The 12,163-nt window shown below is 68.8% G+C and carries 12 protein-coding genes and 1 pseudogene; 5 read left to right on the forward strand and 8 right to left on the reverse strand.

The window, feature by feature from the left end:
- Window positions 1-84: 84 nt before the first annotated feature.
- Together thiD and ACX80H_RS13685 are read left to right on the forward strand one after the other, a co-directional pair.
- Window positions 85-912 (forward strand): bifunctional hydroxymethylpyrimidine kinase/phosphomethylpyrimidine kinase, encoded by an 828-nt coding sequence (gene thiD / locus ACX80H_RS13680; protein WP_459313914.1) that lies wholly within the window; start codon window positions 85-87, stop codon window positions 910-912.
- Between the two features lie 16 nt (window positions 913-928).
- On the forward strand, window positions 929-1,540 hold the full coding sequence (locus tag ACX80H_RS13685; protein ID WP_459313915.1) for a DUF6328 family protein: 612 nt from the start codon (window positions 929-931) through the stop codon (window positions 1,538-1,540).
- 35 nt (window positions 1,541-1,575) lie between these two features.
- Here ACX80H_RS13685 and ACX80H_RS13690 read toward each other — a convergent pair whose 3' ends face one another.
- The 8 genes from ACX80H_RS13690 to ACX80H_RS13725 form a co-directional block, all read right to left on the reverse strand.
- The gene (locus ACX80H_RS13690) at window positions 1,576-2,262 is read right to left on the reverse strand and encodes a LytR C-terminal domain-containing protein (RefSeq protein WP_459313916.1); all 687 of its coding nucleotides are present in this window, start codon (window positions 2,260-2,262) and stop codon (window positions 1,576-1,578) included.
- Entirely contained in the window at window positions 2,255-2,554 is a 300-nt protein-coding gene (locus tag ACX80H_RS13695; RefSeq protein WP_087072852.1) for a type II toxin-antitoxin system VapB family antitoxin, read from the reverse strand. Before ACX80H_RS13695 ends, ACX80H_RS13690 begins: the two co-directional genes overlap by 8 nt.
- Window positions 2,555-2,652: 98 nt before the next feature.
- Window positions 2,653-3,036 (reverse strand): D-ribose pyranase, encoded by a 384-nt coding sequence (gene rbsD / locus ACX80H_RS13700; protein WP_459313917.1) that lies wholly within the window; start codon window positions 3,034-3,036, stop codon window positions 2,653-2,655.
- Window positions 3,033-3,962, reverse strand: a complete 930-nt coding sequence (locus tag ACX80H_RS13705; protein WP_459313918.1) for a ribokinase — start codon at window positions 3,960-3,962, stop codon at window positions 3,033-3,035. The genes rbsD and ACX80H_RS13705 overlap by 4 nt, the downstream gene beginning before the upstream one ends.
- Entirely contained in the window at window positions 3,959-4,900 is a 942-nt protein-coding gene (locus ACX80H_RS13710; protein ID WP_459313919.1) for a substrate-binding domain-containing protein, read from the reverse strand. Before ACX80H_RS13710 ends, ACX80H_RS13705 begins: the two co-directional genes overlap by 4 nt.
- A 43-nt stretch (window positions 4,901-4,943) precedes the next feature.
- Window positions 4,944-5,918, reverse strand: a complete 975-nt coding sequence (locus ACX80H_RS13715; protein WP_459313920.1) for an ABC transporter permease — start codon at window positions 5,916-5,918, stop codon at window positions 4,944-4,946.
- Window positions 5,915-7,444, reverse strand: a complete 1,530-nt coding sequence (locus ACX80H_RS13720) for a sugar ABC transporter ATP-binding protein (protein WP_459313921.1) — start codon at window positions 7,442-7,444, stop codon at window positions 5,915-5,917. Before ACX80H_RS13720 ends, ACX80H_RS13715 begins: the two co-directional genes overlap by 4 nt.
- The gene (locus ACX80H_RS13725; protein WP_459313922.1) at window positions 7,441-8,454 is read right to left on the reverse strand and encodes a LacI family DNA-binding transcriptional regulator; all 1,014 of its coding nucleotides are present in this window, start codon (window positions 8,452-8,454) and stop codon (window positions 7,441-7,443) included. Before ACX80H_RS13725 ends, ACX80H_RS13720 begins: the two co-directional genes overlap by 4 nt.
- Before the next feature lie 345 nt (window positions 8,455-8,799).
- On the opposite strand from ACX80H_RS13725, the gene ACX80H_RS13730 reads away from it, so the two are divergent.
- The 3 genes and pseudogenes from ACX80H_RS13730 to ACX80H_RS13740 all read left to right on the forward strand — a co-directional run bounded on the left by ACX80H_RS13730 (window position 8,800) and on the right by ACX80H_RS13740 (window position 12,136).
- Complete coding sequence (locus ACX80H_RS13730) at window positions 8,800-9,930, forward strand: glycosyltransferase family 4 protein (RefSeq protein ID WP_459313923.1); 1,131 nt, start codon at window positions 8,800-8,802, stop codon at window positions 9,928-9,930.
- 12 nt (window positions 9,931-9,942) lie between these two features.
- A pseudogene (locus ACX80H_RS13735) lies at window positions 9,943-11,301 on the forward strand (UDP-glucose dehydrogenase family protein); the annotation flags it as partial.
- Window positions 11,302-11,308: 7 nt separating this feature from the next.
- Window positions 11,309-12,136 carry an SGNH/GDSL hydrolase family protein gene (locus tag ACX80H_RS13740; protein WP_459313924.1) on the forward strand — a complete coding sequence of 276 codons (828 nt, stop codon included), beginning with the start codon at window positions 11,309-11,311 and terminating at the stop codon, window positions 12,134-12,136.
- The last annotated feature ends 27 nt before the right edge of the window (window positions 12,137-12,163 follow it).

Here is a 12,163-nt window from a genome sequence, read left to right on the forward strand (position 1 = left end):
TACCCCACGCCGGGGCAGCGCTCCACGGGATCCGTACACCGGATCGGGTGGCAGCCGCGGAGCCGGTTCGGGCAGACTAGGGAAATGCCCGAGACCCAGACTTCCGCGTCCCCCGCCACCACCCTGACCATTGCCGGATCGGAGGCGACGGGCGGCGCCGGCGCCCAGGCCGATCTCAAGACGTTCCAGGAGCTGGGCGTGTACGGCATCGTGGCCCTGACCTGCATCGTCTCCTTCGACCCGAAGAACGAGTGGCAGCACCGCTTCGTACCCGTGGACCAGCAGGTCATCGCCGACCAGCTCGAGGCCATCCAGTCCTGCTACCCCCTCCGGACGGTCAAGCTCGGCATGCTCGGCACGCCCGCTACCATCGACACCGTCGCCTCAGCGCTCAAGAGCCAGGAATGGGACAACGTGGTGCTCGACCCGGTGCTGATCTGCAAGGGGCAGGAGCCGGGTGCCGCACTGGACACGGACCAGGCCCTCAAGGCGAACATCCTTCCGCTGGCTACCTTCGTCACGCCGAACCACTTCGAGGCGGAGTCGCTCTCGGGCATCACGATCGAGTCTCTCGAGGACCTGAAGGAAGCAGCACGCATCATCCACGGCCAGAGCGGCGCCGTGGTCCTCGCCAAGGGCGGCGTGCGCATCGAGGGGCCCGACGCCGTCGACGTCTACTTCGATGGCGAGACGCTCGAGGTCCTGTCCGCTCCCAAGGTGGGCGAGGTGGCCGTCAGCGGCGCCGGCTGCACCCTCGCGGCGGCGATCGCGGCCGAGCTCGCGAAGGGTGCGGCACCGCTCGACGCCGCCCGCACCGCCAAGGAGTTCGTCACCGAGGGCATCCGGAACCGGGTCGGATCCAACGCCCCGTTCGACGCCGTATGGCAGGGTGGCGCGCGATCGTCCAGGTAACGGTCGGAACAGGACGGTGAGCAGTCCAGCGGGCGCGGCCCGCGACGGAACGGCGGGTATCCCGGGTACGGCAGCCTCGGGGCCGGGGGATGGCGATCCCCCGGGCCCGGACGCGGCACCCCGGAGCGCTGATCCCCCGGGCGTTGCGCCGGACGACGACGGGCGCGGCGAGAGCCGCAACCAGCGCCTCGACCGCAACTGGCAGGAGATGCTGCAGGAGCTGCGCGTCATGCAGACGGGCATCCAGATCCTGACAGGGTTCCTGCTGACGCTGCCCTTCCAGAGCCGCTTCGCCGAGCTCGACGACGTGCAGGTCCTGGCCTACCTGTGCCTCGTTGGTCTCTCGGCGCTGATCACGGCGATGGTGCTCTCCGCCGTGAACCTCCACCGTGTCCTGTTCGGGCTGAGGGTGAAGGATGCCCTCGTGCACCACACGGGCAGGATCATCCAGATCACCATCGCGATGGTGGGGCTCGTCCTCGCCGGGACCGCAGGCCTGATCTTCGACATCGTGGTGAACCGTCCGGCCGGACTCGTCGCCGCCGGCGTCCTGCTGCTCGCGGTGCTGCTGCTGTGGGTCGCCTACCCGCTCGCCGTTCGCCGTCGCGCGGTGCGCCGCCGCACCTGAGCTGACGACGCCGTCCCGTCCTGCACCCGGCTGCCCTACGGTGCCGTGGGCGTGGGAGTCGCTGCCCCCTCCTCCGGGGCGCAGGTCAGCCCTGCCGGCGTGATGTCGACGGCCTCCGGCGGGACGAGGTCCTTGTAGGAGGAACCGAGGATGACGTCGACCGATCTGTCCTCGCGCTCGTCGGCCACGTAGATCGACTCCGGAATGGCGCGCTGCACCGTGAAGGCGTTGGCTTGTCCGTCCTCCCCCGAGACGATGATCGCCGTCATCCCCGTGGCGCCGACCTCCCGGTTGCCGATGTCCTTGACCGCGAAGGCGCGCCCCCGCAGCTGCTCGGCCGCGGTCCCGGCGAGTCCGTCGATGGTCGTGCTGTTGTAGACGTTCACGGTGATGGAGCTCGGGTCCTGGTAGTCGAACGGCCCGGCGGGGCAGTCCGACGTCGGGGCCGGGGAGGCGTCGGAGTCGCCGAGGGCACCGATGCTGATGTCACCGCGCGCCAGTGCGAGGGCGATGTAGACCGCTGCTGCCAGGAGCCCCAGTAGGAGCACCAGCACGATGCCGTGGCGGATCCTGCGCATCGATACGCGGCGGGGGCGCGCGTCGTCGTCGGGCTCGAAGACGGCGCCGAGGTCGGTCTCGGTGACGATCCGGTGGCCGTGCCACTCGGTCGGATCGCGTTTCGCCTCCGCCCGCTGCAGGCGCGGCGAATCCTTCTCAGTCATCGAGCACGAGGACTCTGGCGTGCAGGATGGTCCGCTGATGCAGCGCCGTCCGGACAGCGCGGTGCAGGCCGTCCTCGAGGTACATCACGTCGTTCCACTGCACCACGTGCGGGAAGAGGTCACCGAAGAACGTCGAGTCCTCGGCGAGCAGCGCTTCGAGGTCGAGCGTGGTCTTGGTGGTCACGAGTTCGTCGAGCCGCACCTGCCGGGGAGGCACTTCCGCCCAGTCCTTGGGGGTCACGTGTCCGTGGTCGGGGTATGGGCGGCCGTCGCCTACTGCTTTGAAGATCACTGCTACAGCCTAGGTAATTCCGTCTGCCAATGAAACGCGGGTACCCGACGTCCGGCATCTCGTGGCCCAATGGTTACGCAGGAGCCGGCGGGCGGTGCCTAGAAGTCGACGCCGCACCGCAGGACGACGTTGGCGTACGGCGTCGCCTCACCTGTGCGGATGATCAGGCGCGCGGCGGGCAGGAGACCTTTCAGGTCCTCGTGGGGGATCTGCCGGGGCGTGAGCCCGCGGTCGGTGAGCCAGTCGCCGACGGCGGACCCCTCGGCTTCCTGCGCGGCCATGCTCGCCTCGACCACGATCTCGCCGAGCACGGCGTCGAGGACCTGCACGAAGGACGGCGTGCCACGCACGAGGGACAGGTCGACGACGGGTGCCGACGCCGGGACCGGAAGGCCGCAGTCGGCGATCACCACGAGGTGACCGTGGCCGAGGGTGGCCAGTGCTCCACTGAGCGGGGCGTTGATGATGCCTGTCTTCTTCACGTACTCGTTTCCTGCTGAGGTAGGGCGGGGAGCTCGTCGCCGAGCGACGGGTAGGAGGGCTGAGCCCCCGCGTGCTGGACGGCGTAGGAGCCCACCCGGACGGCGAACCGGACGGCGGCGTCGAGAGGCTCGCCGGCCGCGAGCTGCGCGGCGAGCGCTCCGACGAAGGCGTCACCGGCACCGGTCGTGTCGACGGCGCGGACGCGCGGGGCCGGCACCCGGCGGACCGGGCCGCCGTCGGACACCAGCGCTCCGGCTCCCCCGAGCGTCATCACGACCGATGCGAAGCCGCAGGCGAGGAGGCCGGTGACGACGGCCTCGTGGTCCGCGTGCACGGCGCCCCCGAACTGTGCGAGGACCAGGGCCCCCTCGTGCTCGTTGACCACGAGCGGGTCCGCCCGCAGGAGCGTGGCGCGGTCGACGTCGATGACGGGAGCCAGGTTGACGATCACGCGCCCGGCGGCGGCCCGGATGGCGGCCGCCGTCGCGTCCGCGGGCAATTCGCCCTGGACGACGACGACGGCTGCGCCCCTGATGGTTCCGGCCGAGGCTTCGACGAGGGCGCCCGTCACCTCGGCATTGGCACCGGACAGCACCACGATGCTGTTCTCGCCGTCGTCGGACACCTCGACGACGGCGACCCCCGTGCCGCCGCCGGTCCGCCGGACCGCGGCCAGGTCCGCGCCGGCTGCTGTCAGGGCCGAGAGGGCGACGTCGGCATAGGCGTCGGTCCCCACGGCACCGATCATCGTGACGTCGGCACCGAGCAGGGCTGCCGCCACGGCCTGGTTGGCACCCTTGCCGCCGGGCAGCACCGTCATCGATCGGCCCAGCACGGTCTCGCCCGGCTGGGGGTGGCGTTCGAGGGTGACCACGAGGTCCGCGTTGATGGACCCGACGACGACGATGCCCGGCGCGGTGCTCATCCCGCGAAGTCCGCGACGTTCTCGGTGGTGACGGTGGTGACGGGGACCGGGATGGCTTCCTCGACCGTCTCGTCATTGAGCAGCTGCACGAGTACCTCGACCGAGCGCTTGCCCAGTTCGGCGGGCTGCTGGGCGATGGTCGCCGTCAGGGTGCCCGCCTCGATGGCGGCGAGGCCGTCGGTGGTGCCGTCGAAGCCTACGACCTTCACCTCCGCCCCTGCGCGGGCGCCGAGCGCCTGGATGGCTCCGAGGGCCATCTCGTCGTTCTCGGCGAACACCCCGGTGACGCCCGGGTTCGCCTGCAGGAGGTTGGTGGCGACGTTCAGGGCTTCCGCTCGGTCGAAGTTCGCCGTCTGCTGGGCGACGATCTCGATGTCCGGGTAGGCCTTCATGCCCTCGGCGAACCCTGCTCCGCGATCGCGGCTCGCCGAGGTCCCGGCGACGCCCTGGAGCACGATCACAGTGCCCTTGCCGCCCATGGCCTTCGCGAGCTCGTCGGCGGCCTGCTTGCCGCCCGCCACGTTGTCGCTCGAGACGAGTGACTGCACCTCGGCGCCGTTGACCGCGCGGTCCACGGCCACGATCGGCGTGCTGCTGGAGACCAGCGGGGCGACGGAGGCTGCCGCGGCGTCGGAGTCGACGGGGTTGATGATGACGCCGTCGGTGCCGCTGGTCGCCGCCGTCGCCAGCTGGTTGGTCTGGGTCGCGGAGTCGTTCTGCGAGTCGACGACGTCGAGCTCGACTCCGGCGGCCTCCGCGGCTTCCTGAGCGCCGTCGCGCAGTTCGACGAAGAAGGGGTTGTTCAGGGTGGACACCGCGAGCGTGACGCTCTGCGCGTCGCCGCTTGCTGCGTCGCCGCGGTTGCATGCCGTGGTGCCGAGCAGCAGCGCGAGTGACATGGTGGCGGCCGCGGCCCGGGTGGTGGAGGAGAACTTCATCGTTGGTTCCTTCTGCTGGTTTCTTGGATTGGTGCGGGGAGGGCTAGTGGTTGCCGGACTTGCGGCGCAGGGAGTCGATGCCCACGGCCAGCGCGATGACCACGCCGATCACCACCTGCTGCCAGAAGGAGGACACGTTGAGCAGGTTGAGCCCGTTGCGGATCACCACGAGGACGAGGGCCCCGATCAGGGTGCCGCTGATGCGGCCCACTCCTCCGGCGAGGGAGGCACCGCCGATGACGACGGCGGCGATGGCGTCCAGTTCGTAGCCCGCGGCGGCCTGGGGCTGGGCGGAGTCGAGCCTGCCGGAGAGCAGGAGGCCGGCGAGCGCGGCGAAGAGCCCGGACAGGGCGAAGACCGTGACGAGCACACGGCGCACCGGGATGCCCGAGAGCCGCGCGGCCTCGGTGTTGCCGCCCACCGCGTACATGTAGCGGCCCATCACGGTGTAGTTGAGGATCAGCGCCGCGACGATGCCGGCGAGCACGAGGACGACGATCGGCATCGGTACCGGTCCCACGTTGCCTCCGAGGAAGGACACGGCGGGAGCGGTGGCGATGGGCCGTCCGTCGGACAGGACGAGTGTCAGGCCCCGGGCCACGCTGAGCATCGCGAGTGTCGCGATGAAGGAGGGCAGGCGTCCGTAGGCGACGGCGAGGCCGCTCACCGCTCCGGCGAGTGTGCCGAACAGGAGCCCTCCCACCAGGGCGAGCCATCCCGGCAGCGCCGCCGTGCTGAACATGTAGGCCGATCCCATCGCGCTGAGCGCTGCGACGGAGCCGACCGACAGGTCGATCCCGCCGGCGACGATCACGAACGTCAGGCCGAAGGCGAGGACGGCGATGACTGACGCCTGGATGCCGATGTTGAGCAGGTTGGGCCCGGTGAGGAAGTCCGGCGTGGCGATGAAGAGTGCCAGCCCGAGGACGAAGAGCCCCACGAGCGCCCCGTTGTCCGCGAGGAACTTCGTGCTCCTCGTGCCGCCGGCGGCGGGCTTCAGTACAGCTATCGCGTTCATGCCTCGTCCTTCATCTGCTGGTCCTCAAGGTCCCTCTGCACGTCGCGGACGGCGAGGGACATGACGGCGTCCTGGGTTGCGGTGGTGGCGTCGAGTTCGCCGGAGATGTGGCCACCGCTCATCACGAGGATGCGGTCGGCCATCCCGAGTACCTCGGGGAGTTCGCTCGAGACCATGAGGACGGCTCCGCCGGCCGCCGTGATCGCATTGATCAGTTCGTAGATCTCGACCTTCGCGCCGACGTCGACGCCGCGCGTGGGTTCGTCGAGCAGCAGGACGGAGGACTCCGCGAGGATCCATCGCGCGAAGACGGCCTTCTGCTGGTTGCCGCCGGACAGTGCGCCGACGGGCTGGTCGAGGTCCCGCATACGGATGCGGAGGGTCTCGGCGACGCCCTGGGCGCGGGACCGCTGGCCCGCGAAGTCGACCACCCCGGCCTTCGCTGTCGACGCGAGGGTCGCGTAGCCGATGTTGTCGTTCACACTGGCCCCGAGCACGAGCCCCTGGACCTTGCGGTCCTCGGGTACGTGGCCCACCCCGGCTCGGATGGCGGCACCGACGTCGAGCTTGGGCAGTTCCGTGCCACGCACACTCACGGAGCCGCTGAGGTAGGGGTCTACGCCGGCGATGGCGCGGACCACCTCCGTCCGGCCGGCCCCGACGAGTCCGGCCAGCGCCACGACCTCGCCCGCCTGGACGTCGAAGGACACGCCGTTGACCATGCCCTTGGTGGACAGGTCGCGGACGGACAGGAGCGTCTCGGGCGATCCCCCGTACTCCCGGCGGCGCGGGAACTGCTGGGCGATGTCGCGGCCCACCATGAGCCGGACCAGTTCGTCCTCGTGGGTCGTCGCCGGGACCTCCGCGATGAACCTGCCGTCGCGAAGCACGGACACGGAGTCACCGATGGCGGCGATCTCGTCGAGGTGGTGCGAGATGAAGACCATGCCGACGCCGCGCGCACGGAGGTCCTCGACGACAGCGAACAGCGCTGCGATCTCACGCTTGGTGAGGGCCGCGGTGGGCTCGTCGAGAATGAGCATGCGGGCGTTCAGGCTCAGCGCCTTGGCGATCTCCACGAGCTGCTGCCGGGCGATGCCCAGCTCGCCGACGTGCTGGTCGACGTCGAGCTCGAGGCCGATCAGTGCGAGGACCGCGCGGGCGTCCTCCTTCATCGTCCGGCGGTCGACGAGTCCGAAGCGCTTCGGCATGCGGCCGAGCGAGATGTTCTCCGCGATGCTCATGGACCCGACCAGGTTGAGTTCCTGGTGGATCGTGGCGATGCCGAGCGCTTCGGACGACTTGGTGTCGGGAAGCGTGACCGGCCTGCCGTCGACGAGGATCCGGCCGCCGTCGGGCTGGTAGACCCCTGCCATCATCTTGATGAGGGTGGACTTCCCCGCCCCGTTCTCGCCGAGGAGGACCTGGACCTTGCCGGGGTGGACGTCCACGGAGACGCCGTCGATGACGGTGACCGGGCCGAAGGACTTGGTCACGCCGTCCAGCGACAGGATGGGTGTGCTCATGCGCCGGTTCCTTTCGAGAGTTCGGGTGTGGAGCCGCGCACGATCAGCCGGCTCGGCAGGACCCGCGACCGCGGAGGCTCTCCGGCGATGACCTGCACCAGCATGTCGACCGCGCCCCGGCCCATGGCATCGACGTCGTGGGCGATCACGGTCAGGGCCGGGTTCAGCAGCGCGAAGGCCTCGATGTCGTCGTAGCCGACGAAGGCCAGGCCCGCGCCGATGGAGAGGCCGCGCTCGTTGCAGACCCCGATGGCGCCGATCGACATGAGGCTGTCCGCGGCGAGGAGTGCCGTCGGAGCGTCAGGAAGGTCCAGGAGGGCCTGCGCACCGGACGCACCGCTGGCGGCCTGGAAGTCGCCGATGTACACGAGCTCCCCGGCGTCGTCGGCGGGCGATTCCCGGATGGCCTCCTGGTACGCCTGCAGCCGCTCGCGGCCGGTGGACGTGGACTGCGGGCCGGCGATGTACCCGATGCGCCGGTGCCCCAGCCCCGTCAGGTGCGCAACCGCCTCCCGGATGCCGGTGCGGTTGTCGGGGCTGAGGCTCGGCACACCTGCGCCATCGATGACGCGGTCCACGAAGACCGTGGGGAGCCCGCTCTCGAGGATGCCGGCCAGGCTCGCCCTGTCTCCCTGCGGAGCCGCGATCAGGCCGTCCACGCGCTGCGAGAGCATGACGTCGAAATAGCGGTCCTGCTGCTCGACGCTCTCGTTGGCGTTCCCGAACAGGGTGAGGTAACCGAAGTCCCGGGCCCGCTGCTCGACGGCGTGGGCGAGGTCGGCGAAGAACGGATTGCGAATGTCGGGCAGGAGCAGCCCGATGGTCTGCGTCGTGGTCTTGCGCAGGGACCGTGCCTGCGCGTTGGGCCGGAAGCCCAGCTCCGCGACGGCGTGCTCCACGGCGGTACGCGCGGAGGGCGAAGTACTCGGATGGCCGGAGAGCACGCGGGACGCGGTTGCGATGGACACTCCCGCCTTCTCGGCGACGTCCTTGATCGTCACTGACCGCACGCTGCTCCCTACGTCGTTGTGGAATCGATTCCATGGAATCGATTCCACAAGTATGGGACAGATCACTTCCGTCGTCAAACGCGGAGTTCCCGACCGCGGAGCGTCCTCGGGCCTGTGCCTGCCTCTGAGGGGCAGAGGACCACCGCTGGCCCGCCGTGATCGGTGACGTCATCGTCCCCACGGACGACAACCATGGCACCGCCGCGTACCTGAGAACGATGTGTCAGCTGCTTCCGGCCCCACCGCAGTTCCTTCAGATTCACGGCGTTTCCTGTTCACCGACTGGTCGAAGAACCGATACCTGTCTGCCGCCGGACGATCAACACCGGTTGGAACAGTGGACGGGTGAGGATTGCAATCGTCGCCGAGACCTTCCTGCCCAGTGTCAACGGGGTCACCCACTCGATCGAGAGGATGCTCGACCATTTCGCGGACCGCGGGGATGACGTGCTGGTGATCGCGCCGTCCAGCGCGGACCCGGTCGAATCCGGACTGGAGCACAACATCCGCGTCGTGCGGCTGACGTCGATTCCGCTGGCGGGCTACAGCAGTGTGCGGGTAGCGGTCGGCGGAGTCAGCAGGGTTCGGCGGATCCTCGCGGATTTCGCACCGGACGTCGTCCATCTCGCCTCACCGTTCGAGTTGGGCTGGCGTGCGCTGCGCGCGGCCGCAGGCCTCGGTATCCCTGTGGTCGCGGTGTACCAGACGGACATCCCCGGGTATGCGGCACGGTACGGCCTACCCCTCCTCGAAAGCTGGGCCTGGCAGAGGGTCGAGCACATTCACTGCGGAGCAACCCGCACCCTGGCACCCTCGACATCGGCCATACGCCAGCTGGAGCTGCGCGGCATTCCCAATGTCCGGTTGTGGCGGCGCGGGGTGGACACTTCCCGGTTTCATCCGGACAAGCGGAGCCTTCCCTTCCGGGAGAGCATCGCACCGCAGGGAGTGAGACTTCTGGGGTACGTGGGGCGGCTCGCTGCCGAGAAGCAGGTCGATGACCTGCGGGTTCTTGCGGATATCGAGAACAGCCGCCTGGTGATCATCGGTGACGGCCCCCTCCGGCCGGCTCTCGAAGCCGCCCTTCCCGGTGCCCATTTCACCGGCTTCCTCGGCGGCGAGGAACTGGCCACCGCGGTGGCCAGCCTGGACCTCTTCATTCATCCCGGTGAGCTGGAGACCTTCTGCCAGACCATTCAGGAGGCGATGGCCTCAGGAGTTCCCGTCGTGGCCACGGGACGGGGTGGTCCCCTCGATCTGGTGGACTCGTCAAGGACCGGCTGGCTGTACCACCCCGGAGACCTGGCGCAGCTGCGAAGCCAGGTGGTCGACCTCGTGGGTGACGACGCGAAGCGTGCCGCGTTCTCCGAGGCGGCCTTCGCCAGCGTGCAGGGACGGACCTGGCCCGTGCTCTGTGAATCGCTCGTCCAGCACTACGAAGAGACCATCTCCGAACATGCCCTGCTTCGCCTGTGACCCGGAAGGAACCCCATGAAAATATCTGTGATCGGTTGCGGCTATCTCGGAACCGTGCACGCGGCCGCCCTGTCCTCACTGGGCCATGTCGTCACCGCTGTCGACACGGATGAGGCAAAAATCCATCAGCTGTCCCGCGGCGGCGTGCCGTTCTTCGAGCCCGGACTCGCGCGGCTGCTCGACGCCGGCCGGAAGGCTGGCACCCTCGAATTCACCTCCTCCTTCGCCGACGTAGCCGACTGTGAAGTCCACTTCCTCTGCGTCGGTACGCCGCAGCAGAAAACCACCCATCATGCGGACCTGACCCACGTCGTTTCCGCCGTCGATGCGTTGACCGAACACCTCCACGAGGGATCCGTCGTCGTCGGTAAATCCACCGTACCGGCGGGCACGAGTGCGGTGCTCCTCCGACTGCTGGCCGGCACCGGAGCCCAACTGGCCTGGAACCCCGAATTCCTCCGCCAAGGCACCGCCGTCGACGATTCCCTGCAACCGGACCGGCTTGTGTACGGGGTGGCGGACGGGGACGCCGGGGTCAGGGTGTCCGCGGTTCTGGACGAGGTCTACGCGCCGCTCCTCAAACAGGGCGTCCCCCGCCTGGTCACCGGCTTCACGACGGCGGAGCTGGCCAAATCGGCGGCGAATGCCTTCCTGGCCCTGAAGCTTTCCTACATGAACGGCATCGCCGAGCTCTGCGACAGAGTTGACGCTGACGTCTCGGCACTGGCCGAGACGCTCGGCCTCGATCCCCGCATCGGTGGACGATACCTGGGCGCGGGGGCCGGATTCGGCGGCGGCTGCCTCCCCAAGGACGTCCGGTCACTTCGCGCGCAGGCACAGGACGCCGACGCACACTCCTTGGCGACGCTGCTTGGCCTCGTGGATGACATGAATACCGAAGCTCGACGACGGATTCACGACCTGGCAAGGCACATGTGCGGTGGTGACCTGTCAGCGCGCCGGATCACCGTCCTCGGCGCGGCGTTCAAACCGCACACCGACGACGCCCGGGATTCGCCGTCCATCGACATCGCGCTTCGGCTGGCAGCATCAGGCGCTGAAGTGACCATCACCGACCCGCAGGCCATACGAAACACGTGGTTGAACTACCCGCAGTTGCGCTTCGAGGCAGACACCCTCCAGGCGCTGCGCGGCGCCGAGCTCACGCTTCTGCTGACCGAATGGCCGGAGTTCTGTTCGCTCAGCCCCGCCGACGCGGCGTCAGTAGTATCCCGCACGGCGATTCTGGACGGGCGGAATGCTCTTCCGGCCGACATCTGGCAAGCCGCGGGATGGCAGTACCGGGGAATCGGACGCGGAATCGGCAACAACGGCGTGGCAGGAACCGTAAGCGCCAACGCTGCAGTCTGATACGAAGATGACATTGCCGGCCGGCCGGTACGTGGCGCTGGGAGATTCCTTCACCGAAGGCGTGGGAGATCCGAACAAGCATCTCCCCAACGGCGTGCGAGGCTGGGCCGACCGTGTGGCGGAGAAGCTGGCCAAGAACCGACCCGGATGGGAATACGCGAACCTCGCGGTCCGCAGTAAGCGCCTGCGGCAGATCGTGGCCGAGCAACTCGACCCGGCTTTGGCCATGGAGCCCACCCTGATCACGCTCTATGCCGGCGGAAACGACATTCTCGACGCTCGGACGAACATCACCGAGGTGCTCCAGCAATATGAGGAGTTGGTCGCCGGCCTCACGACGACCGGAGCCACGCTGCTCCTTTTCACGGGGTACGACGTCGACGTCACCCCAGCGCTACGGATCTTCCGGAGACGGAACCATCTGTACAACGACGGCGTCCGCCGCATTGCCCACCAGTACGACGCCGTCCTGGTGGATTATTGGAGCTTCGAGGCATACCGGGACCGGCGCCTGTGGGCCCCGGACCGCCTCCACATGTCCAAGGCCGGCCACAAGTACCTGGCATCCAAGGTCCTCGACATCCTGGGTGTGGGGCACTCCATGACCCTGCTGGACTGGCAGCCCCCTCAGTCGCGAACCCTGGTGCAATGGGAGCAGGCACAGCGGCGCTGGATCAATGACTGGGTAGTACCCCTCGTCCACAGGAAGCTCCAGGGCGTGACACTCGGTGATGACCTGGGGCCCCGCTGGCCCGTGCCGGTTCCAGTACCTCCCCAGGGTGGCCTTCGCCGGCTGGTGAAATCCGGCTCGGCCGACGACGCAACCAGGAAGTGACCTCCCCGACCATCAGGGCGTGCTGAA

It is taken from the genome of Arthrobacter pasteuri (assembly GCF_054510955.1).